Genomic DNA, 23,393 nt, shown 5'->3' with positions numbered 1-23,393 from the left:
CGGCGATTTCTACCCTTAACCACTGGAAAATGCTATGACCTCTTCAAAGCTCGAAGTGTTAACCCCTGCGAACTGTCAGATCATCTTTATCGATCACCAGCCTCAGATGGCGTTTGGCGTGCAGTCGATTGACCGCCAGGTGCTGAAAAACAACACCGTGGCGCTGGCGAAAGCGGCTAAGGTGTTCAACATCCCGACCATCATCACCACCGTAGAGACCGAAAGCTTCTCCGGTAACACCTATCCTGAGCTGCTGGACGTGTTCCCGGGTCAGGACATTCTGGAGCGTACCTCCATGAACTCCTGGGACGACCAGAAGGTGCGCGACGCGCTGAAGGCCAACGGCAAGAAGAAGGTCGTGGTTGCCGGTCTGTGGACCGAAGTGTGCAACAACAGCTTTGCCCTTTGCGCGATGCTGGAAGGCGACTACGAAATTTATATGGTGGCGGACGCGTCCGGCGGCACCTCCAAAGAAGCCCACGACTACGCGATGCAGCGCATGATCCAGGCGGGCGTGATCCCGGTGACCTGGCAGCAGGTAATGCTGGAGTGGCAGCGCGACTGGGCGCGTAAAGAGACCTACACCGCGGTGATGGACATCGTGCGCGAGCATTCCGGCGCGTACGGCATGGGCGTGGATTACGCCTACACCATGGTGCACAAAGCGCCGTCTCGCCAGAAGAGCGAGCACCGCACCTTAGCGCCGGTCCCGGCTCGCTAAGTCCCGTCGGCGGGCTGGTCCCTCATCCGGCTCGCCGCTGCCTCTTTCTCTGGAGTTCACGATGAGTACTGGGCTGATATCCCTTGCGGCAGGCGTGTTGATTGGCCTGATGTATGCCGTGCTGAAGGTGCGCTCCCCCGCGCCGCCCGCGCTGGCGCTGATTGGTCTGCTGGGGATGCTGGCGGGTGAACAGGCGACGCGCCATCTCTTATCCCGCGACGGCGCCCCACCTCCTCAGGTGACCGTTCCGCAGGCGGCATCGCAGACGGGAGCGTCATCATGAAAGCATGGATAATTTCGCTGGTGTGCGGCGTGGTTGCTGGGGTAATTTACGCTCTGCTCGACGTCCATTCCCCGGCACCGCCGGTTGTCGCCCTGCTTGGCCTGTTTGGCATGCTGGTGGGTGAACAGCTCATCCCGGTGGGACGACGTTTACTGAGTCGCGAACCGCTCACCCTCGCCTGGTTTCGTCACGAATGCGTACCGAAAATCAGCGGCACGGCGCCCCCTGCGCCCGCGAAGGACCCTCGCGACGTTAAATGACTGGTTAGAGGAATAACAGCATGACGCTGCCGTGGCGCATTGCCATCATTGATGACGAACGTTCCGTCCGCAGCGGGTTGAGTAATCTCCTGGAGTCGGAAGGCTATTCAACCGACACGTTTGATTCGGCAGAGGTATTTCTGAGCCATCCGCTTGCCCTGTCCGGCGCGGCGCTGGTGATCACCGATATCAAGCTCCGGGGCATGAGCGGCCTTGAGCTGTTTGACAAGCTGCGGCTGCTGGCCGTACCGCCTCCGCCCGTGCTCTTTATCTCCGGTCATGCTGATGAAAATATGCAGCGGTACGCTCTCGGTCTGGGCGCCGCTGCTTTTTTGCGTAAGCCGATTAACATCGATATTCTGCTGGATCATATTCAGCGGGAGCTGACCCGCCGACAATAAGGATCGCGGATGAACGAACACGAGCAGCCTGCATTCTGGCCCGCCCAGGGAAATCTTCACCAGGGGCGGGTTTTTGTCCTTAAAGAGGATGTGATTTTTACCGTGCTGGCGCAGGAGGGCGGAATCGCCTGGATGCATGCGCGACATCCTCATTCCGGCGGCTCGTTCATTATCGCCACCGCGGTCAGCGACGAAGAGGAAGAGCGGGCCACCCGGCTGCTGAAAAACGAGTTTGCGCTGCGTGACGCGCTGCAGGACAGCTGGGCCATTCGCGCCGTCGCGTCCACCCAGTACCGGGGACGCTTCGCGCTGGTGTACGCTCCGTTTTCGTTTGAGCTGCTGGCGCGGCGCGCGGGCAGGGCGATCTCGGGGATCGCGCGCTTTATCGAGCTGGCGATCCAGATCTGCGTTCCTCTGCGCCAGATGCATCTGCAAAACCTGATCCACGGCGATATCAAGCCCGGCAATATTTTTGTTCATCACGATGCCACCTGCCGTCTGGGCAGCTTTGGCCTTTCATGCAGCCTCTCCGGCGCCTTCGCGCAGACCCGGCTTGCCATTTCAGGCGGCACACCAGCGTATATGTCCCCGGAGCACACCTCCCGCACCCAGCGCCCCGTCGATGGCCGCAGCGATCTCTACAGCCTCGGCGTGGTGCTGTATGAACTCCTGACCGGACGCCTGCCGTTTGAACGGGGGGAGGACGATCGGACCAACTGGGCGCACTACCATATTGCCTCGGCGCCGCTGGCCCCGGATGCGATACGCCCGGACGTGCCGGGAATGCTGTCGACCATCATCCTGAAGCTGCTGGAGAAGCACCCGGATAACCGCTACCAGACGGTTGACGGGCTGATTGCCGACCTCCGCCGCTGCCAGGCGACGTTGACCGGTGAGGGCGAGATCGTTGCCTTTACCCCCGGCCAGCAGGACCGCACCCCGGCGATTCTTCTGGCAGACTCGCTGTTCGCGACGCATCCGCAGGCGAATGACGTCATTGCCGCGTTTGAGCGGGTGGGGCAGAACCGCGTGCCGGAGCTGGTGACCATCGGCGGGCCGTCGGGGATCGGCAAATCCTCCATCATTGCGACGGCGTTAAAAACGCTCCAGCAGCGTACGGTGCTGCTGGCGGTGGGCAAAGTGGATCAGTTTTCACCGTCATTGCCCTACGGCGTATTAAGCTCCGCATTCCGCCCCCTGACCCTGCACCTGCTGGGCCTGCCAGCAGACGAGGTGGCGAAGTGGAAAATCCGTCTTTCTCGCGCCCTGGAAGGACACGAGGCGCTGGCCGTCAGCCTCGTGCCCGAGCTGGGCCTGCTGCTTGAGCGCAAGCCGCGCTTCCCGGCGGATACGTTTTCCATTGATGCCCGGGCGCGCTTCAGCCATATGGTGCTGGCGCTGGTGAAAACCTTTGCCTCGCAGGGCTGCCCGCTGGTGCTGGTGCTCGACGATCTCCAGTGGAGCGACGCCGCCAGCCTGCATACGCTCAACTACCTGCTGGTGAACTGCGGCGCGATCCCGCTGCTGGTGGTTGTGGCTCACCGCGACATCGATTCGTTGTCCGACCCCACGCTGCAACAGCAGCTGGCGAGCCTGCCGCAGGCGGCGCAGCGCGCGAGCGAAATTGTCCCGCAGGCGCTGTCGGTCAAAGCCGTGTCCCGCTGGCTGGGGACGGTATTTCGCACCCGCAGCACGGCGACGACCGACCTCGCCACGCTGATCCATGAAAAGACCGGGGGCAACCCGCTCTTTGTACACGAATTTTTCCGCCGCATCGTCGATGACGGGCTGGTGGTGCACAACAAATATCAGGACAAGTGGCACTACGATCTGCAGGCGATCCGCGCCCGGCATTACACCGAAAACGTCGTCACCCTGGTGCTGGAGAAGCTGGAAGAGTTGCCCGACGAGACGCGTCGCCTGCTGGGCAGCCTTGCCTGCCTCGGCGGCACGGGCGAAATGGAGATGATCTGCCGCGTGGTTGGTATATCGATGGCGGAAATGCGCTACGCGCTGCATCCGGCGGTCATGGCGCAGCTGATCGTGCTGACGGAGAAAGCGTACTCCTTCACCCACGACCGGGTGCAGGAGGCCGCCTTTGCGCTGCTGGATCGGCATGAGAAAAGCCATCTTCATCTGACCACCGCCAGCCTGCTGGCCGACGCCGCACGGCAGGCGGCGGGGAACGAGCTGCTGTTCCGCGCCGTACATCACGTCACGGCCGCGCTGGACAGCATCCAGCCTGCCCCGCAGCGCCAGATGTTCCGCGAGCTGAGCCTGCTGGCCGCGCGACGCGCGAAACGCTCGGGGGATTACCTTTCGGCGCTGAGCTATATCCAGACTGCCCGAGCGCTGGGCAACGCCGGGACGGTGTCAGACTTTATGCTCGATATCGAAGAGGCGGGCTGCGAGTTTGCGCTGGGGCACCTGGCGCGCACCCGCGAGCTGTGTGACGCCATCCTCGGGTGCCCCGGCGGGCTGACCGAAAAGGCGCTGGCGGCCAATCTGCTGGTGGAAGTGTACATTCGCCAGTCGGACAGCCGTCTGGCGCTGGAGGCGGCGCTCTGCTGGCTGGGGGTCTTTGGTATTCAGATCGGCCGCTATCCGGAAGATGCCGACTGCGACAAGGCCTGGGAACACTTCTGTAACCGCGCGGGCGACGCGCCGCAAAGCCTGTTTGCCCCGCTCTCGCGGATGGATAACCCGGAAACCGAAGCGGTGATGAACCTGCTTTACAGCGCCAGCATTTGCGCCAGCTTCATCTGTCCGCGCCTGCACTTTTTACTGCTTTGCCGCATGATGCACCTGACGCTCGACCACGGTATTACCGGCGCCTCCACCACGGCGATGGCCTGGTTTGGCGTGCTGATGGGCCACCGCTACGCCGAGTATCGCCTCGGCTTTCAGTACGGCACGCTGGCCCGCGAACTGGTCAATCGCCACGGCTACGACGCGTTTGAAGCCAAAACCCTGCTGCCGCTCGACCAGCTCAGCGTCTGGACCCAGCCCTTATCGTTTACCATCGAGTGCGCGAAAGCCTGCTTTACCTCGGCGGTGACCCACGGGGATATGACGATGGCCTGCTTTGCGGCCTGCCACCAGGTCATTAATTTCCTCTCCCGGGGCGATCACCTTGACGGGGTGCTGACCAGCATCGATCGCGGCCTGGCGTTCGTGCGTAAAACCCACTTCCAGGACGTGGAGACCATTTTGATGGTCCAGCGCGGCTACGTTGAGTTCCTGCGCACGCCGGTTATCGGCACCTGGACCGCATCGCAGGTGCTGCCGGAGGCGCTGCTGCCCGCGTCGCCGGAGCAGGCACCGGAGCAGACCTCCACCATGCTGTTCTGGTACTGGCTCTACCGCGGCATGGCGCACTTTACCTGCGGCGAGTATGCCGACGCGCAGGCGGATCTGGAGATGGCGGGGTGGTACGCGTGGTCTGCGCCGGGGCACATCCATCTGCTGGATTACCATCTTTACAGCGCGCTGGCGCTCTCCCGTCAGTTAACGCCGGAGACCTTCTCAGCGAACCACCGCCGCAGCATTCACGCCCACTATGACAAAATCGCCCTCTGGGCGCGCATTAATCCCGGCACGTTCGCGGATAAAGAGGCGCTGATCTACGCCGAAATCGTGCGTCTGGACGGGATGAACAGCATCGCGCTTGAGCAGTATGAGAAGGCGGTCCGGCTCTCCCGCGAGGGCGGGTTTAATCCGATTAATGCCCTGGCTCACGAGCTGGCGGGCCGCTTTGCGCTGGCCTGCGGCTATCCAACCGCCTCTGACGCACACTTCCGTGGCGCAATTGCCGCCTGGGGCCGGGCGGGCGCGCAGGCCAAGGTGCGCCAGCTGGAGCAGGATTTCCCGCATCTGCTGGCCTCAGGGCAGGCGAGCGCCTATGACACGGTGGCGTTCGCCCAGAACGAGACGATCCGCGATCTGCAGAGCGTCATCAAAGCCTCCCGCGCGCTGTCGGAAGAGATCAATCTTGAGCGCTTAATCGAAAACCTGATGACGATCCTCCTCGAACGCGCCGGGGCGCAGCGCGGCCTGCTGCTTCGCGTGAGCGATAACCTGATCCCGGAGATCGAGGCCAGCGCCTGGACCAGCACTGAAGGCGTGCGGGTGCGGATCTTGAAAGACGTGCCGACGGCGACCGACATGCCCCTGTCGGTGCTGGCGGCGGTGATCCGCACCGGGCAGGAGATCCGCACCGGTAAGCCGGAGGAGTTTCACCCCTTCAGTCAGGATCCCTATCTGGTGACCTCGGGGGCGGCCGTCATGTGCGTCCCGATGTTCAAACAGGCGCGGCTGGTGGGCGTGCTCTACCTGGAAAACCGTCTGATGCCGGAGGTTTTCACCGCCGAGCATTCTCGCGTGGTGAGCCTGCTGGGGGCGCAGGCTGCGGTCTCCCTGGAAACGGCGCGGCTGTACGCCGAGCTGCTGGGGGAGAACATCCAGCGCCGTCGGGTGGAAAAAGAGCTACGCGCCAGCCAGACCTCGCTGATGCTGGGCGAGCAGATCAGCCACACCGGCAGCTGGCGCTGGGAGCTGGAGCAGGATCTGATGTTTGTCTCGGAGGAGTACGCCCGCATCCTCGGCCTGCCCGAGCAGCAAAAGATGATCTCCATGGCGGAATTTTTGACCTTCGTTCATGAAGACGATTACGCCCGCATCAGCACCATCGTCACGCAGAGCGTGCGCGAAGGGCTCTCCATGCGCGCGGAGTTTCGGGTGAAGCGTACCGACGGTTCAACGCGCTATATCCTCGGCATTGGCGATCCGGTGGGCGTGGGCAGCGAGGTGAACGAGTATTACGGTATCATCACCGATATCACCAGCCAGCGCGCCGCAGAGGATGCCATGCGGGTGGCGCAGGCGGATCTGGCGAGGGTGTCCCGCGCCACCACCGTCGGGCAACTGACCTCCTCTATCGCCCATGAGATCAACCAGCCGCTGATGTCGATCGTCTCTAACGCCGGAGCGAGCCTGCGCTGGCTCAGCCGGGAGCCGGCCCGGCTGGATAAAGTGCGGGAAGGGCTGGAAGAGATCGCCGCGGAAGGCGCGCGGGCGGGGGAGATCATTCGCAGCATCCAGTCCCTGACGCGCAAGCAGGATCCCACCTTCTCGCGCATCGATCTGCACTATCTGATCCACCATATCATCGCGCTCTCCCGCAGCGAGCTGGAGCAGCGACACATTAGCGTTGATTACCTGTTGAAGGCGCAGGACAGCTTTATCACCGGCGATAGCGTGCAGATCCAGCAGGTGCTGCTTAACCTGGTGATGAACGCCGTTGAGGCGATGGCCGAGGTGAAGGATCGCGCCTGCACCATCACCCTCAGCACCAGCAACGCGGACGGGAAAGCGATCGTTGAGATCGCCGATACCGGGAGCGGCATTGAGCCCGAGCGGCTGGAGCAGATTTTTGACTCGTTCTACTCCACCAAGCCACAGGGGATGGGGATGGGGCTGACCATCAGCGCCAGCATCATTGAGCGCCACTGCGGGAAGCTGAGCGCGCGCCGCCGGGAGCCTTACGGCACGGTGTTTGCCTTTGCGCTGCCGCTGGCGGTACAGGAAGGGTAAACGTTACTCCGCAGGCTGGCTTTTGGTCAGGCGCTCAACGGCCCTGACCAGCTCTGCCACGGAGCGCACCTGCATTTTCTCCATTACGCGGCGGCGATGCACTTTCACCGTGATCTCACTGACGCCCAGCTCGGCGGCAATTTGCTTATTCAGCATGCCGCTTATCGCCAGCGTGAGCACCTCGTGTTCGCGCGGCGTGAGGGAGAGATGGCGCTGCTTCAGGGCGTAGTGCTCTTTATTGCGCTCGGCGTTGTTTTCCGCCAGCTGCAGCGCGGACTCAATGGCGTCGATAAGCGCGTTAGATTCGACGGGCTTGGTGAGGAATTCGTACGCGCCGCCTTTAATGGCGCGCACCGACATCGGAATAGTGCCGTGGCCGGTGAGAAAGATAATCGGGATTTCACGCCCGCTGTCCTTGAGGGCATCTGCCACCTCAAAACCCGAGATGGTGGGCATCTGCATATCCAGAACCACGCACGAGGGGAGCTCTTCAAAGCGGTGCTGAAGAAACGCTTCTGCCGATGCAAAGCCGATGGCGTTTAAGTCTGCGGATTCCAGCAGCCCGATTACGGACTGTCGGACTGCGTCATCGTCATCAACCACATACACAATGTGTTCCATTCACCGCCCCGGTGCTGTTTTACATGTCGAGGATGCAAACAGCCCCCCAGGAGTGACGTAAGGGACTGTTTATGCTGACTTTCATCTTAACACATTAAATATAATTATCATTTAACAATATGATAATCATATGAAGTATAGCGATCCGTGACCGGGCGAGTTCAGGAACGAAACGCTGATGTTATGCACCGACAAGCTCAATCCGGTTGCCGTCCGGGTCCGCGATCACCGCTTCATAGAAGCCGTCTCCGGTCATGCGCGGGGCGCTGAGCAACGTGCCGCTGGCCTGCGCCCGTTCGGCCATGTCGTCCACCTGCGCCTTGCTGCCGACGTTGATGGCAATATGCGCCCAGCCGATAAACTCCGGATGTGACGGGGCTGCGGGCAGGTCCGGCAGCTTCATCAGCTCGATGGTCGGTCCGTCATTCAGCGTAATAAAGTGTGATTCAAACCCGGGACGATTTTTACTGACGTAGCGTTCGTTGCTGCGGCCATTAAAAACCGTTTCCCAGAACTGAACCTGGGCGTTCAGGTTTCGGGTCCACAGTGCAACATGGGCAATATGCATAAGCTCCCTCGTGATTTGTCGGTGAGGACTTTGATCGGTAAAACAGGCTACACTCTGGTTTTGAGCGCGACAAGCTGAGGAAATAACAATGCATTACACACTGAAAGAAAGCGACAAGGAAAAAGCGGAAGGGTCAAACGGCGCGGGCGCTCTGCAGCAAAAACTGCTGGAGTCTCGTTCGATTGTGATCTCCGGTGAGATCAACCAGGAGCTGGCGCAGAAAGTGATCACCCAGATGATCCTGCTGCAAAGCGTCAGCAACGATCCGATCAAGCTGTACATCAACAGCCAGGGCGGCCACGTGGAAGCGGGCGACACCATCCACGACTTCATCAAATTCATTCGCCCGGAAGTGCACGTGATCGGCACCGGCTGGGTCGCTAGCGCCGGGATCACCATCTTCCTGGCTGCGAAAAAAGAGCACCGCTACTCGCTGCCAAATACCCGCTTTATGATCCACCAGCCGCTGGGCGGCGTGCGCGGTCAGGCGACGGATATTGAGATCGAAGCGCGCGAGATCATCCGCATGCTGGAGCGCGTGAACAAGCTGATCGCCGACGCTACCGGCCAGCCGCTGGAAAAAGTGAAAAAAGACACCGACCGCAACTTCTGGATGTCCCCGGCGGAAGCGCTGGACTACGGTATCGTGGGTAAACTGATTACCCATTATGACGAGCTGAAGCTGGATTAATGTGTTATTGCGCCCGGAAACGGGCGCTAACCCAGACCTCATCGGTCCGTTTATCGGCAGGATTTCAGCTCCAGCTGCGTTTGCGAGTCAATAGTCATCACCACTTTCCCCGCTTCTGTCGCTGCAATAGCAACCCCGGTAAAGTCCTGAAGTGTCAGTCTGGCGCCGTGCTTAAGCAGTTCTGCTGCACCGAGACCGACACAATACGCCCCGGCGGCGACGGCTGATGTCACTCCGCTAACGGAGTCTTCGAATACCAGGGCATTCCTGGCGGGTATATTCAGACGCCGGGCTGCGACTAAGTAGGGATCCGGGAAGGGTTTACCTCGTTCAACATCATCTCGTTCAACAATAACCGACACAGACTGTGAAATATCAAGCATGGCCGCGACACGCTCTATTTTCTCCTTCCACCCACTCGTCACAATCCCCACCGTCACTCCTGCGCTATGCAGGGAAGCAATCAGTTTCGCCACGCCAGGAATGGGCGCATACTCAGCCGTATTTTCAACGTAGATAACATGGTTCTGAACGTTATTTTGTTCATGGAGGGGAAGATGACCAAATAGCGCGCGGATAGTATAATGACCTGGCTGGCCATGAATATGCTGCACAATATCTTCATTGGAAATATCTATTCCATACATGGCTGCAGCTTCTGTCCATGCTCGTTCTATGACGGGGTTTGAATCAATTAACACGCCGTCCATATCAAAAAGAACGGCTGAAAGAGGGATATGTTCGTTACACATTCGTGACTCCCTGGTTGTAATTATTCATATTGAAAATGAATTCGTAATATATGTTTCTGTTGTGAATGACTGTCAGGTCCGACTTTATGGGGCAATATCATGGACTAATGCCTGGTGTTTTTATAATTCCATTTTTCCTGGGTTCTATAAATGAAAGGAATTGATATTAAATTAATACGGGCGTTTATTACTCTGGCGGACAAGGGCAATTACCAGCACGCTGCTCAGGCACTGTTTATCACTCAGCCTGCGTTATCGAAGCAGATAAAAATGCTGGAAGAGGTGATGAAGGGGACCCTCTTTATCCGCGGCAGAAAGGGCGCGACGCTCACAGCGTTTGGTCATCATCTGTTGTCGAATGCAAACGCCATTTTGTCTGCCCATGACGAACTGTTGAAGCAGGCTAAAATATTTCAAAAAACATGTTACAAAACGCTCAGGGTGGGATTGGGTATTTCTTCTTTTCATCATGTACCGATATGGATAAACCATTTTCGACGAACAGTTACCGATTGTGAGGTGGTAATAAAAGAAATGGCCTCGAGTCTTCAGTGCCACATGCTGACGGAGGGAGAGCTGGATATAGGCTTCATCAGGATGCCGGTGGCAGGGGCGCTGACGGGAAGAGCGTTGTTTGAGGAGAAACTTGTTCTGGCTGTTCCGGGGGATAAAAGAATAGACACCATGAATATGACTGACGTCTTATCGTCCTTGCCATTATTACAATTATCCCCGGATGTTATGCCCTGTCTGGCTGAACAAACTGCACTCTGGCAAAAAAATACGAAAACAACCGCGCTTCCTGGACCCATGGCTGACGATATTCCTACCTTGCTGGCATTAGTGGCGGGCGGCAATGGGACTGCCTTAGTGCCCGGGAGTGTCAGACATTTTTTACCGCCAGGCGTGAGGCTTATCACGCTGGAGACAGATCCTGTCGGCTGGGATATTGGTATCGCCTGGAATCCAAAAATAGCCCATCCGCAGCGGGATGAATTTTTACGTCTGGTTGAAGAAACTTCGACATTTGACCCACGACAAGGCGGTTTGATGCACAGTCTTCCATAATCGCGCCTGTTTCCCTTCTCACTGGTGCTACCCATGGCGTATCAACTGAACCTGAACTGGCCGGAATTTCTTGAGAAATACTGGCAAAAGCAACCCGTTGTGCTGAAAAATGCCTTCCCGAATTTTGTCGACCCGATTACCCCGGACGAGCTGGCGGGTCTGGCGATGGAGCCGGAGGTCGATAGCCGTCTGGTGAGCCATTTCAACGGTAAATGGCAGGCCAGCAATGGGCCGTTCGAGCACTTTGACGATCTGGGCGAAACCGACTGGTCGCTGCTGGCGCAGGCGGTGAACCACTGGCATATGCCCGCGGCGGAGTTGGTGCGTCCGTTCCGCGTTCTGCCGGACTGGCGTCTGGACGATCTGATGATCTCCTTCTCCGTGCCGGGCGGCGGCGTGGGTCCGCATATCGATCAGTACGACGTGTTTATCATTCAGGGGATGGGCAGCCGCCGCTGGCGTGTGGGTGACAAGCTGCCGATGCGTCAGTTCTGCCCGCATCCGGCGCTGCTGCATGTGGATCCGTTCGAGCCGATCATCGACGAAGATCTGGCCCCGGGCGATATTCTCTACATTCCGCCTGGATTCCCTCACGACGGTTTTACCCATGAAACGGCGCTTAACTACTCCGTCGGCTTCCGTGGGCCAAACGGCCGCGATCTGATCAGCAGCTTCGCCGATTATGCGCTGGAAAACGATCTGGGCGGCGAGCACTACAGCGATCCGGATCTGACCTGCCGCGAACACCCGGGCCGCGTGGAGCAGTACGAGCTCGATCGCATTCGTCAGATGATGATCGACATGATCGGCAAGCCCGATGATTTCACAAAATGGTTCGGCAGCTTTGTCTCCACGCCGCGCCACGAGCTGGATATTGCCGCCGCCGAGCCGCCGTACGCGCCGGAAGAGGTGCTGGACGCGCTGCAGGGCGGCGAAACGCTGTCTCGCCTGAGCGGCCTGCGCGTGCTGAACATCAACGGCAGCTTCTTCATCAACAGCGAACAGCTGGAGACGGTAGACGCGAAGGCGGCGGATGCGCTGTGCCGCTACACCGAACTCGGTCAGGCCGAGCTGGGCGATGCGCTGAAAAACCCGGCGTTTGTCGAGGAACTCACCGGGCTGATTAACCAGGGATACTGGTACTTCGACGAGTAGTGACGTTTACCGTCAATACGGCCTTAGCTTTCGGGTTAAGGCCGTTTTTTTCTGCTTTCCGCTGACATGTTCTGTCATTACCTGCGGTTATTCTTGTACTACCTAAAAAGAGAAGGGTTTTCATTGCAGTTTTTTCTGCAAATGCCGTTAACACCTATCAGGCACCCTTAAAAATTACGTAATTTAAACTGAAAATAGCCTTCGGCTGGTAAGAGATAATGGGAAAATACAGAACAGATCAAGACCTGGAGCTACTTCGCTACTCAGACAACGAGATGCTGGAAGTATTGGTTAACTATCTCACCACGGATAAAGACGGGTCGACGCGTTACACTGAGTCCTTAACGGGTGAGAAAGCATTTCAGGATGCAGGTAAAAACTATAAGCAGGTCTGGCAACTCATCGGGGCGGAGCTACAACATTTCGGTGGCGATACCTTTGTTAACCTCTTCCGTGGTAACGGCGTGCTTTATAAAGAAATCCTGACGGACGTATGCAAGAAACTCTCCGTTAAAGCCGATTTCTCTGCGGATACTGTCGATATTGAGCAGGCCCTTCTCGCAAAATTATTCACTGACTCCTGGGATAAAATGAATGAGGAAGAGCGCCGCAACATCCGCCGCGAACTCAAAATTGACGGGAATCTTGCTAGTGGTGCGGCACTGACGGCAATCATCACCGCAATCCGTATGGGCGGATTTATGTCCTACCAGGTGGCGATGATCGTAGCGAATGCCGTTGCGAAAGCGGTGCTGGGCAGGGGACTGGCGCTGGCCGCCAATGCGGGACTGGTACGCGCGATTGGGATTTTTGCCGGTCCGATCGGCATGGCCATTACCGCGTTACTAACTATCCCGGCCATCAGCGGCCCGGCGTTTCGCGTTACGCTGCCTGCCGTGGTGCAAATTGCTGCCATGCGCCAGCAAATGCTAAACAAAGTTGGAGATTTCTTTTGATGAAGGAAACGTTGCTTACTATCGACTGGGTGAATGTGTACAAAGAGGTTAAAAGCGCGCTGGAAACCGGGCACGTCATTATTCGTGATGGCGTAGCGTACTGGCACGCCATGTCCGGTAAAAGCGGGATCGCTCAACACCTTCCGCTAAAAGAGGTGGTGCTGGAAACGGCCTCCATTGGCGACATCAAACAACTTACACAAATGGCACAGACCGTTCAGCTGGCTGCAGTCGGCGTCTCCACGGGGATCATCGTGGGGGCAATGGTGGTACAAACCATGTATTTGTCGAAAAAAATTGATCAACTGCAGCAGAGCATGGATCTGATCTCCGAAGATGTGCACGCGCAGAATGTTATTTTCTACATGGATAAACTGTCTCGCTACTTTGGCGTCGTGGAGTCTGCTCGCGTTATGTTGCTGGATCGCACGCTGGTGGATGAGACGCATGACGTTGCGGCACACCTCATTGTCCGAATGGGCAATGAACGCAACGAGGTTCTCTCGTTTATTGATAACTTGCTCTCCTTTGCCGATAAACTCAGCGACAGGCATTTAGAACAGGTTCTGGATTTCATTACTCTCATGCTCGATCTGGTGCCAAAAGCGATCTACATCGAGAGTCAACTTTGCGATCGCTACGGGAAATTCAGGCTGGCAGAGCACCTGATGCGCGAAAACTCACGCCGCTATGCTGCCACGCTGGAACATTACCGCCAGTGGTGTAATAGCAAAGTTAAGGAGAGCATCAGCGGTCGCGTTGAGCCACAGTCACTTGCCTTTACCCGTAAGCAGGAAGATTTGCGTCTGTTATTTAAATCGGAAGATAACGCGCTACTGCTCCAGGAGCTGGTTTCCATCGCCCCCCTTCCTCTTAAAGCGTAATCATGGTGATGCCTGGAACCTTTTCCAGGTATTCTTCATATTTCTTGAACCATATTTTTTTCTGACACATTTTGTCAGTCCCATCCTCTATTTTCTTTTCACTGACCAATATTGGTAGGTCTGCTCGAAACGGTAGGAAATATCATTGGAGTTTTCGACGCTCTTGCCGTTAACCAATATTGCACCAGCAACTTAATTCAAATTTCCCACAGCCCATAATGAGGTAATACATGTCTCTGGGACGAATTCGACCGCAATTTACGCAGGGCCTGGAGAAAGCAGCCGGTGAAGAAAATAAGGCGTTTGCATCAGCGGTTATTCCCCGTTTTACGCTAGAAAACGATGTGGCGCTGACGACGCAGGTCATTGCCCAGCTTGATGAAGCCAGAGCCAAAATTGACCACTTCCATAAAATTTACGTGGAATGGGAATTCGCAGCGGTCGACCCTACGGGGAACGGGATCGTGCTGAATTTTTTTGGCCCACCAGGAACCGGCAAAACCCTGACGGCAGAGGCGCTGGCGGGTTCGCTTAAGCGCAAGATTATGGTTGTCAGTATTGCCGATCTCGAAAGCAAATTTATGGGGGAAACCGCGAAAAATATCGCTGCTCTTTTCCGTCAGGCCACGGAGGAAGAGGCCGTGTTGTTCTTTGATGAAGCAGACACCCTTTTGGGTAAACGTCTCTCATCTGTTACTCAGGGCATTGATAATGAAGTAAACGCGATGCGTTCCACCTTATTGATTGAGCTGGAAAAGCATACCGGTATCGTCATCTTTGCTACCAACTTCGTCAAAAACTACGACAGCGCATTCCTCAGCCGTATCTCTCACCATGTTGGTTTTACGTTACCCGGCAGCCAAGAGCGTTTTCGCATCTGGGAAAAATTGCTCGTGCGCGCTATTCCGCTTGCCGATGCACGGGAAACGATGCTGGAAAGCGCCGTGTCTCTCTCCGAAGGGCTCTCTGGCCGAGATATCCGGAATGCCATGCGCCTGGCTCTACCTAAAGCCGTATTGGAATCAGAACAAAAACTTACGCTTAAGCATCTTGAAAGTGCACTTGCGCAAATTCGTGATGCTTACGGCGCGATATCGAACGCGGCATCTTTCGTTCCACCACACATTAACACAGCAAAAAAAATGCTCGGTTTGAGCTAAGGGTTGAATCATGGGTTTATGGAGTCGTATTTGCTCTGCAGTCTCGTACGTACGTGATGTCGCTTCATCCGTCGTCAGCAAAGCAAAAGAAATGGCCGGAAAAGCGATCGGTTTCATGGCAGAAAAAGCGGAAGGTTTTGTTGGCAAAGTCAGCCAGATGTGGCAACGCATTAAGCCGCATATCGGCACGGGACGTAAAATTCTTCAGATGCTAGGCGGTTTTATCACATTGCCATGGGTAAAGAGCGCGCTGGCAGGGCTGGATCGCGCGCTGGCATGGCTGGAAAAACTTGATAAACAACCGCTGGTAAAAAAGCTGCAGAAAGCCCTGGAGTGGGTCATTAACTGGTGTAAAAACGCCCACCAGAAACAAATGGAGGAGCAGGAGCTTGAAGAGGCTCGCCATCATGCTCAGGCTATGGCTGAAGCGGAAGGTGAGTTGAGTGGTGAGGAGAAAGAGGCTGTGTCGGCTTTCGCACTGGTGAACAGCTATCTTATCGCAAAAGCAGAAGTGGATTTCGCCGTGAAGCGAGATACGCTGCAGGACTTCGAGTATTTCCTGCGCCTGCGTGCAGTGCAAAAGCTGCTCGCCTTCTATGAAACCCGTATGCAGGCCGTGAAGTCCATCAGCGATGTCGATGCGGATATGCACTTTATGGTTTATGCCGCGAACGCGCTGATCCAGCAGGAGGCAGAGTTTAGTGATGCCGATACTCTGCGTCTGGATAACCTCACTCAGAGACTATTCGGCAAGCCGATTATCCCGTTTGTCTTCGAAGAGATGATTATTGCATGGGAGAAAAGCCGTCAGCTTCTGGAAGAAGAGTGGGAGAAGAAAAACAGCGCGCTTTCGAAAGATCGTTTGCTGCATAACCGTCTGGTGCGCGCGCTAAAATACGAAGAACTTGAACCGGCTGAAGTGGGCGTGCTGAACGATCTTAAAATCACCCTGCCGCGTGATACGGCCGATCTGGAACAATTAGGCGACGATCTACTGGCGCGCCATAGCTACGTCAACGCGGCGGAAGGCTTTCTACAGATGCTCGAAAAAGAAGAACAGCAGCTGATTGCGGAAGGCAAAGCATATCTGCTCGATCAGGGGGCGATTGTGGGTGCACTGCTGATCGACTGCTCGCAAAACGATCGCGCCTGGTCTTCTCTTTCCAGGCAGGAACAGAGCTTAATTACCGATTTCGCCAACATATTTGCTGCCGATTGCCAGAAACGTACTGAAGCGGGTCTGCTCGTCGAGGTGGTAGCATGAATCTGCTAACTGAAATTGGCCACTTTTTGATCCCAGGCTTTGATGCGCTGCAGATGGGCTTTTTCGGCGTAATGCTGCTGGCAGTAATCTACACCTGGCTCTCCGTCAGGCGCAATGCACAGGAAGCGCGCTGGCAGCAGGCCTGGGAGCAAAGTGGATTACAGGCTGCTCAGCCGGGGGTGAGTGCAGAAATGGGATCGGCCGCTGAGCTGAGCCAATCACTGGCGACCAAAGCTGAGAAAATAGCCGCCATTATGCCGGGTATGCTGTTGATCCTTGGTCTGTTGGGAACCTTTCTTGGGCTGGGGCTGGCGCTCGATAAAGCTTCCGGCATTTTGCATAACGCGGGAAACAGCATTGGTGCAATGGACTCCTCCATGCGCGACCTGATGGAGATGATGCAGGGGCTGGGCACGAAATTCAAAACCTCAACCTGGGGGATTATTGCCTTTATCGCCCTCAAAATCTGGGAGTCGAAAAATGGCTATGAAGAGCGCCGTCTCAACTGGTGTATGGCCAAACTGCAGCACTCCCTGACCGAAGAATATACTCTGCAGGCGGAGGAAAACGCTTCCCGGCAGCAGCAGCGTGAAGCTGGACGTAACGCGGCTACCGAGCGTCTGGTGGAGGCGATGGCGCTGCAAACTGTCGCGTTGCGCGAGGAGTTCAGTCAGCAGGCAAAACGCAGTGAAGAGCAGGAAGCGCAGCGTCATCAATACCATCTGGCGGCGTTAAAAGAGATCGCAGATATTAATAATCAGTCGCGCAATCTGCTGGAAACTTACACCCGTAAAAGTGAAGAGAACCTGGTGGCACTGCAGCAGGCGGCGACTACTATGAGTGATGCTTCGCAGCAAGTCTCTGGCTCGGCGATGAGCCTGGAAAAAGTGGTTACCGCGCTGGGTGCCGAACTTAGTGAGCTCATGACCGGCATTAAGCAAGAGCTGTCGCAGGTAGTGAATGAGATGAATGCCGACTTCACTCGCAACGTGCAGCAGATGAGCGATAAGCTGGCGGAGTCTACTCATCAGCTCAGTACGACAATGGGCCAGATAGAAACCTCCCTTAACGGTGCTATCGCCAGCATGGATGCGTCTTTCCGCGGCAACATGACGCAGATGGCCAACCAGCTGGAATCCGCCACTTCGCAGATCAGCGAGTCGGTTAACAACATGTCTTCGAAGATCGATTCAACCATGACCACGGTGAAAGAGAGAACCGAAGCCGCGGCGAAAATTCAACGTCAGGCGATGGATGAATTCTCCGAAACCAGCATGACGCTGAATGAACAAGTCACCTCTATGACAAACTATATTCAGCGCGTCACGAAGGAGATCGCTCTCGGTCTGGCCGCCGTTTCCGAAGGCAACCGTAAGATGGAGCACTACATCACGCGCTTTAACGAGGCCTTCGATCTGCTGGGTACATTGCCGGAAACCGTTAAACAGATCACCACTCAGGTGTCTGTATTGTGCACCCGCATCGATAAGTTGCTCCCGGCTCAACAGCTTGTCGCCGAACGTGTTGAGGTCTGATATTGCCGATGAAAGATAAACCGAATGAGTGGATTTCTATTTCCGATCTAATGGCAGGGGTCATGGCCGTGGTGATGCTGATGCTGGTGTTATCGGTACTGCAAAACAAAGTGGCTGACGTAAAACGCGAGCAGGAGAAAAACAGCGGCCAGGCAGCCGCGCAACAGAAACTGAATGCCATGATGCACAGCATGCAGCAGGAGATGGTGGATCAGGGGGATGCTGCGCTGGTGGGGTTTGATATAGCCAGCGGAAAAATTACGCTGCGCGATAAAATCTTCGCCCGCGGTAGTGCCTGTATCACCGTTCAGGCAAGAGATGCACTTGCTCGTCTGGCACCACGGATTCAGGCGTTCGTGAGCGGTTCGACGAACACTCAGGTTTTTGTTGAGGGGCACACGGATAACATCAGCGTGAATAACCCTGTGGTCGATTACACCAGGTTCTGTACCGTGTATGACGATAACTACACGCTCTCGGCTGCCAGAGCCCGTGAAGCACGTAAATTGTTAATTGCGAACCTCAACGATCAGCAATCGCATCGTGTGATTGTGGCCGGTTTTGGCGACTCTCAGCCGCTAAAAGGGATTTCACCCAGCGATGAGCGTAATCGCCGCGTTGAGGTGCAGTTCCTGACGCACGCGCCGTCACGTCAGGAGCAGGGCAGCGCTCTGTAACTCAGCGGCTGGTTGAGTAATGGCATTTAAACCAGCCCGCTATAGGGGCTTACTGAACCGTTGGAGAGGACTGGGGTGAGGGCATCAGGCCGCACTAGTCCTCCTCCATCGCAATCACAATCGCTTCACCCAGCTTTTTCAGCGCCTCGCGATGTTTCTCCGTAGGCGGCAGCGCCACGTTGATCCGCAGGCAGTTACGGTACTTCCCGGAGGCGGAAAACAGCGACCCGGCCGCGGCCTGGATCTTCAGCCGGCACAGCTGCTTGCTGACGCACACCATATCGACCTTCTCCGGCAGCTCAATCCACAGCAGGAAGCTGCCCTGCGGGCGCGTGACGCAAATCTCTGCCGGAAAATACTGCCGCACCCAGCAGGTGTAGGTTTCCATATTCTGCTGATAAATCTGGCGCATACGGCGCACATGGCGATGGTAATGACCGTCGCGAATAAACGCCGCCACCGCCATCTGCGTGCCCGGCACGTTAAATCCGCCGGCGGCGTATTTCATGTGCATTACCCGGTCGTAGTAGCGTCCCGGCACAATCCAGCCGACGCGCAGGCCCGGCGCCACGGTTTTGGTAAACGAGCTGCAGAGGATCACGCGGCCGTCGATATCCATCGAATGAATGGTGCGCGGGCGCGGGTACTCCGCCGCCAGCTCGCCGTAAATATCATCCTCGACAATCACGATATCGTGCCGCTGGGCGAGGGCCAGCACCTGCTTTTTCCGCGCCTCCGGCATGATAAACCCGAGCGGATTATTGCAGTTGGGCACCAGGATCACCGCCTTGATTGGCCACTGCTCCATTGCCAGCTCTAGCGCCTCGATGCTGATCCCGGTTTCAGAGTCGGTGGGAATTTCAATCGCCTTGATGTCAAACCCGCGCAGCATCTGCATGGTGCCGTGAAACGACGGCGATTCCACCGCCACGATATCCCCCGGTTTGCATACCGACAGCAGGGCGATCGACAGCGCGCCGTGGCAGCCGTTGGTGATCACAATGTCGCTTGCCGAAACGGTGGAGCCGCCGTCCAGCATCAGACGGGCGATCTGCTCGCGCAGCTCCAGGCGCCCGTCAAGCACGTCATAGCTCAGCATCTCGCCAGGGTTATGCTGCGCGATGCGGCTCATCTCGCGCCACAGAGGCTTCAGGCTCGGCTGGTTAATGTCCGGCGAACCGCCGCCGAAGGAGAGCATCTCTTTGTCGGCGCGGGCGTCCAGCAGCATCATCACCTCATCCCACTGGGTAACGTCCACCGGGCGCTGCACCGGGCGCGTCATCGCCGGAACGGGCGGCTGGGCTTTGCGCGGTGAGACAAAATAGCCGGAGCGCGGTTGAGGCGTGATCAGCTGGAGGTTTTCGAGGATCTGGTAGGCCTGCTGTATGGTGCTGATGCTCACGCCGTGCTCCTGACTCAGCGTGCGCACCGACGGCAGACGTTCGCCGCTGCGATACAGCCCTTGTTCAATGCGTTCTGCCAGAAGATTGGCCAGATGTTGGTAGCGTGTCATGCTGTATCCTTTGTTTTCACCATACAGATTATAAAACCAGTACAGATTGCTGCGAAAATTGCAATGCAGATACTGTTTTAGCGGATCTGTATGTTAAACAAAAGTTGTTTTTGCATCTGTATTGCACGGGTGGATTTCCGGGATGATAACCCCACTGACACAGTGAGGAGAGCATCATGGAATTCTACGAGAATCGTTCAAAACGTCCGTTTATTGTGTTTGTCTGGATCGCAAAAACGCTGCGTAACTGGTATCGCATCAACCGCACCCGCCGCATCCTGAGCCAGATGAGCGACGAGCAACTCAAGGACGTTGGGTTATCGCGATATGATGTGTGAGCCGTATCATCGCCCGGTGGCGCTACGCTTACCGGGCCTACGGGATCGAGTAGGCCGGGTAAGGCGAAGCCGCCACCCGGCGATGTTTAGCGCAACAGCGCAAACGTCTGCCGCTTCGGCCTTTCCAGTAAATCCAGCGCCTCCTGATACGAGCGCACGTTGTTATAGCCCATCACCAGCCCGTAACGTTTGCCCGACCCGCGATACCACTCCGAGAGCGCATTGACCTGCAGCTGCTGTTCCTGCCAACAGCGCGCCACTTCCCGGTCACGGCTTCCTTTGGTCAGGAACGCCACGATATGCATCCCTCCGTCGTTTTGCTCGGTGAAAAACAGATCGCCATACACCTCCTGCAGGGCGGCAATCATCCAGTCGCGGCGGGTCTGATACAGCGCGCGCATCTTTTTCAGATGACGGAAAAAATGCCCTTCGTTGAGAAACGCGGTGAGGATCTTTTGCGTCAGCACCGGCTGGCCGCTGGTGGTGATGTCCGCGCAGTCGATAAAGGCTCCGACGGTGCTGGCGGGCATCACTAGGTAGCCCATGCGCAGCGACGGCATGATGGTTTTACTGAAGGTACCCATAAAAATCACCCGGTCGTGATGGTCGAGGCTTTTCAGCGACGGCAGCACCTTGCGGGTGTAGTGAAACTCCCCGTCGTAATCGTCTTCGATAATCCACGCCTCGTTCTGGCTGGCCCAGTCGAGCAGCTGCTGCTTACGCGGCAGGGAGAGCGTGACCGCCAGCGGGCTCTGGTGCGACGGGGTGACGATGGCAAATCGGGCGTCGCGATGGTGGTGCAGCAGGTAGTCCGTGTCGATGCCGCAGCGATCGACCGGCACGGTATGCAGGCGCGGCACGATCCGCTTGAGCAACTGCTGGCCCATAAAGTAACCCGGATCTTCAAACACCACCTTGTCGCTGCGGCTGGCGAGGGTGTCGAGGATCAGGCGCAGGCTGCCGCTGTAGCCACTGGTGATCAGCACCTGTTCAGCGGTGCAGGATAAACCGCGTGAAATATTGAGGTAGCTGGCGATGGCCTGGCGCAGCGGATACCAGCCCAGAACGGGCGGGTTGAGCATCTCCTCCTGTCGCATGGCGCGCGTCGCCTGGCCTGCCAGCAGCAGCCATTTTTTATACGGAAAACTGTCGAGGGCAGGGATGCCGGGGCGCAGAAACCCGGCCCGCTCGCGCTGGCTGATGAGCGAGGCCGGAAGCGCTCCGGTGGGCTGCTCCGCAGGGGTAGCCTTATCCGGCAGCAGTAAGTCCGGGTTAACCCGCGTGCCGCGCGCGCCCTGGCTCACCAGATACCCTTCACCCGTCAGAATGGCGTACGCCGTTTCGACGGTTTTACGCGCCACCTTCAGCTCTTCCGCCAGCACGCGGATGGCAGGCACCCTGTCGCCCGGCTTCAGCACGCCGCGCATGATGTTGTCGCGATAGCGGGAATAAATCTCGTGATAGCCCGGCTTCATGTCCTACCTCGTTTCACGCTTTTTGTATCTTTTTACTATGTCATGAACGGCGTAGATTTGCCTCATCGCACGGTACATGCCGCACAAAAAGAGGAAAGACCATGAGCACTCGCGTTAATCACCATAAAGTTACACCTGCCCTCGCCAACGCGCTGTCTGCCCTGAGCATGGAGGTGGCAAAAACCTCCATCGATCCGGCGCTGAAGCACCTGATCGACATTCGCGTGTCGCAGCTGAACGGCTGTACGTTCTGTCTGGATATGCACTCAAAAGAGGCGAAAATCGCCGGCGAGCGCGAACTGCGCCTGTACCATCTGGCGGCCTGGCGCGAGTCCCCGCTGTTCAGCGCCCGTGAAAAAGCCGCGCTGGCCTTCACCGAAGCGCTGACCCAGATTGGCGTTCACGGGGTGAGTGACGCGCTGTACCGCAGCGTGGCGGAGCACTTCTCGGACGTGGAGATTTCAGAGCTGAACTTCGCCATCGTGGCGATCAACGCCTGGAACCGTCTGGGGATCACCTCCCGCATGGCGCCCGGTTCGCTGGATGCGGCGTACGGGCTGAATAAAGCTAACCTGGAATAATTCCGCGCTCGCGGATCATCGCCACCAGCGCCCGCAGCCCTGGCGGGACGTGGCGATGGCCGGGGTAGTACAGGCGCAGCCCGGCAAACGGCTGCGTCCAGTCGTTTAAGACGCTCACCAGCTCCCCGCTTTTCAGCTCGTCCCGAATATAGAGTTCCGGTAAAAATCCCACCCCTAATCCCGCTTTCACGGCGCGGATCGAGGCAAAAAGATCGGACGTCGCAAAGCGCGGCGGCACGGCAAGCGCGTACGTTTCCCCCCGACGGGCCAGCTCCCAGCGGTAGATCCCACCGTGAGCCATGCGCATGCCGATCCCCTGATGTGAAAGCAGATCGTCCGGCGTCTCGGGTATGCCATGAAGGGTGAAATAGTCCGGCGTGGCGGTGACGAGCTGGCGGATCTCACCGGTCAGCGGCACGGCGATCATGTCCTGCGGAACGGACTCTTCGAGGCGGATCCCCGCGTCATAGCCTTCGGCAACGATGTCGATCATCCTTGCTTCACTCACCGTTTCCACGCGCATTTTCGGGTAGCGGATCATGTAGTCGATCAGCAGCTGGTCCAGAAACAGGGTGCCGATATGATTCGGCACGTTTAGCCGTAGCGTGCCGGCAGGTTCCCCGGTTTCGCTGTGGATCGCCTCCCCGGCGAGACGGATCTCCTGCAGGGCGGGGCCGATACGCGCCACGTAGCGCTGTCCGGCGTCGGTAAGCGCTACGCTGCGGGTGGTGCGGTTGAAAAGTCGCGTCTCAAGGCGGCTCTCCAGCCCGGCGATGGCGTTGCTGACCGCCGTGGCGGACATCCCCAGCTCCTGCGCTGCGCCGCGAAAGTTGCCGCGTCGCACCACCGCCATCACCACTTCCAGCTCTGTCAGACCTGAACGATGCATAGATTATCC

General features: G+C 57.3%; 22 protein-coding genes. 16 read left to right on the top strand and 6 right to left on the bottom strand.

Translation table 11 applies throughout. The annotated features are described in order from the left end of the window. Positions 1-34: 34 nt before the first annotated feature. The 5 genes from ACMGGE_RS14060 (at position 35) to ACMGGE_RS14040 (ending at position 7,257) form a co-directional block, all read left to right on the top strand. Positions 35-721 carry a hydrolase gene (locus tag ACMGGE_RS14060; protein WP_008501349.1) on the top strand — a complete coding sequence of 229 codons (687 nt, stop codon included), beginning with the start codon at positions 35-37 and terminating at the stop codon, positions 719-721. A 61-nt stretch (positions 722-782) separates the two neighbouring features. Beyond that, complete coding sequence (locus tag ACMGGE_RS14055) at positions 783-1,004, top strand: DUF1427 family protein (protein ID WP_024909508.1); 222 nt, start codon at positions 783-785, stop codon at positions 1,002-1,004. After that, a complete protein-coding gene (locus tag ACMGGE_RS14050; protein WP_024909507.1) occupies positions 1,001-1,264 on the top strand; it encodes a XapX domain-containing protein in 264 nt (87 codons plus the stop codon). The genes ACMGGE_RS14055 and ACMGGE_RS14050 overlap by 4 nt, the downstream gene beginning before the upstream one ends. A 20-nt stretch (positions 1,265-1,284) precedes the next feature. Then, positions 1,285-1,665: a response regulator transcription factor gene (locus ACMGGE_RS14045; protein ID WP_420293884.1), complete on the top strand. Its 381-nt coding sequence runs from the start codon at positions 1,285-1,287 to the stop codon at positions 1,663-1,665. Positions 1,666-1,674: 9 nt separating this feature from the next. Continuing rightward, a complete protein-coding gene (locus tag ACMGGE_RS14040) occupies positions 1,675-7,257 on the top strand; it encodes a trifunctional serine/threonine-protein kinase/ATP-binding protein/sensor histidine kinase (RefSeq protein WP_420293883.1) in 5,583 nt (1,860 codons plus the stop codon). A gap of 3 nt (positions 7,258-7,260) precedes the next feature. Here ACMGGE_RS14040 and ACMGGE_RS14035 read toward each other — a convergent pair whose 3' ends face one another. Next, positions 7,261-7,878 (bottom strand): response regulator transcription factor, encoded by a 618-nt coding sequence (locus ACMGGE_RS14035; protein WP_420293882.1) that lies wholly within the window; start codon positions 7,876-7,878, stop codon positions 7,261-7,263. A gap of 181 nt (positions 7,879-8,059) precedes the next feature. Further along, entirely contained in the window at positions 8,060-8,446 is a 387-nt protein-coding gene (locus ACMGGE_RS14030) for a VOC family protein (protein WP_420293881.1), read from the bottom strand. Between the two features lie 88 nt (positions 8,447-8,534). Here ACMGGE_RS14030 and ACMGGE_RS14025 point away from each other — a divergent pair, with 88 nt between their 5' ends. Then, positions 8,535-9,137 carry an ATP-dependent Clp protease proteolytic subunit gene (locus ACMGGE_RS14025; protein ID WP_126534229.1) on the top strand — a complete coding sequence of 201 codons (603 nt, stop codon included), beginning with the start codon at positions 8,535-8,537 and terminating at the stop codon, positions 9,135-9,137. Between the two features lie 50 nt (positions 9,138-9,187). Here ACMGGE_RS14025 and ACMGGE_RS14020 read toward each other — a convergent pair whose 3' ends face one another. Beyond that, positions 9,188-9,889, bottom strand: coding sequence for an HAD family hydrolase (locus tag ACMGGE_RS14020; RefSeq protein ID WP_420293880.1), 702 nt, complete (start codon positions 9,887-9,889; stop codon positions 9,188-9,190). 150 nt (positions 9,890-10,039) lie between these two features. Between ACMGGE_RS14020 and ACMGGE_RS14015 the strand changes: the two genes are divergently transcribed. The 8 genes from ACMGGE_RS14015 (at position 10,040) to ACMGGE_RS13980 (ending at position 18,588) form a co-directional block, all read left to right on the top strand. Continuing rightward, a complete protein-coding gene (locus ACMGGE_RS14015; RefSeq protein WP_052714358.1) occupies positions 10,040-10,957 on the top strand; it encodes a LysR family transcriptional regulator in 918 nt (305 codons plus the stop codon). 33 nt (positions 10,958-10,990) lie between these two features. Beyond that, positions 10,991-12,112 (top strand): cupin domain-containing protein, encoded by a 1,122-nt coding sequence (locus ACMGGE_RS14010; RefSeq protein WP_090393036.1) that lies wholly within the window; start codon positions 10,991-10,993, stop codon positions 12,110-12,112. Between the two features lie 218 nt (positions 12,113-12,330). Further along, complete coding sequence (locus ACMGGE_RS14005) at positions 12,331-13,068, top strand: DUF3944 domain-containing protein (protein ID WP_045908088.1); 738 nt, start codon at positions 12,331-12,333, stop codon at positions 13,066-13,068. Next, a complete protein-coding gene (locus tag ACMGGE_RS14000) occupies positions 13,068-13,952 on the top strand; it encodes a hypothetical protein (RefSeq protein WP_045908089.1) in 885 nt (294 codons plus the stop codon). Before ACMGGE_RS14005 ends, ACMGGE_RS14000 begins: the two co-directional genes overlap by 1 nt. Positions 13,953-14,182: 230 nt before the next feature. Continuing rightward, complete coding sequence (locus ACMGGE_RS13995; protein WP_045908090.1) at positions 14,183-15,112, top strand: ATP-binding protein; 930 nt, start codon at positions 14,183-14,185, stop codon at positions 15,110-15,112. Between the two features lie 10 nt (positions 15,113-15,122). Beyond that, positions 15,123-16,376 (top strand): hypothetical protein, encoded by a 1,254-nt coding sequence (locus ACMGGE_RS13990; RefSeq protein ID WP_045908091.1) that lies wholly within the window; start codon positions 15,123-15,125, stop codon positions 16,374-16,376. Then, entirely contained in the window at positions 16,373-17,911 is a 1,539-nt protein-coding gene (locus ACMGGE_RS13985; protein WP_045908092.1) for a hypothetical protein, read from the top strand. The genes ACMGGE_RS13990 and ACMGGE_RS13985 overlap by 4 nt, the downstream gene beginning before the upstream one ends. Positions 17,912-17,919: 8 nt before the next feature. Continuing rightward, complete coding sequence (locus ACMGGE_RS13980) at positions 17,920-18,588, top strand: OmpA/MotB family protein (RefSeq protein ID WP_045908093.1); 669 nt, start codon at positions 17,920-17,922, stop codon at positions 18,586-18,588. 94 nt (positions 18,589-18,682) lie between these two features. On the opposite strand, the gene ACMGGE_RS13975 is transcribed toward ACMGGE_RS13980, so the two are convergent. Continuing rightward, entirely contained in the window at positions 18,683-20,101 is a 1,419-nt protein-coding gene (locus ACMGGE_RS13975; RefSeq protein ID WP_420293879.1) for a PLP-dependent aminotransferase family protein, read from the bottom strand. 176 nt (positions 20,102-20,277) lie between these two features. Here ACMGGE_RS13975 and ACMGGE_RS13970 point away from each other — a divergent pair, with 176 nt between their 5' ends. Continuing rightward, positions 20,278-20,439, top strand: a complete 162-nt coding sequence (locus ACMGGE_RS13970) for a DUF1127 domain-containing protein (RefSeq protein WP_022650337.1) — start codon at positions 20,278-20,280, stop codon at positions 20,437-20,439. Positions 20,440-20,525: 86 nt separating this feature from the next. Here ACMGGE_RS13970 and ACMGGE_RS13965 read toward each other — a convergent pair whose 3' ends face one another. Then, positions 20,526-21,914 (bottom strand): PLP-dependent aminotransferase family protein, encoded by a 1,389-nt coding sequence (locus ACMGGE_RS13965; protein WP_420293878.1) that lies wholly within the window; start codon positions 21,912-21,914, stop codon positions 20,526-20,528. 101 nt (positions 21,915-22,015) lie between these two features. On the opposite strand from ACMGGE_RS13965, the gene ACMGGE_RS13960 reads away from it, so the two are divergent. Further along, positions 22,016-22,495, top strand: coding sequence for a carboxymuconolactone decarboxylase family protein (locus tag ACMGGE_RS13960; RefSeq protein ID WP_014882392.1), 480 nt, complete (start codon positions 22,016-22,018; stop codon positions 22,493-22,495). On the opposite strand, the gene ACMGGE_RS13955 is transcribed toward ACMGGE_RS13960, so the two are convergent. After that, positions 22,482-23,384 carry a LysR family transcriptional regulator gene (locus ACMGGE_RS13955; protein WP_420293877.1) on the bottom strand — a complete coding sequence of 301 codons (903 nt, stop codon included), beginning with the start codon at positions 23,382-23,384 and terminating at the stop codon, positions 22,482-22,484. The genes ACMGGE_RS13960 and ACMGGE_RS13955 overlap by 14 nt on opposite strands. Positions 23,385-23,393: the final 9 nt, after the last annotated feature.

This window comes from Enterobacter sp. BNK-22 (assembly GCF_048684805.1).
GTDB classification, from domain to species: domain Bacteria; phylum Pseudomonadota; class Gammaproteobacteria; order Enterobacterales; family Enterobacteriaceae; genus Enterobacter; species Enterobacter quasiroggenkampii.
This window is presented reverse-complemented; position numbering and strand designations above follow the sequence as displayed.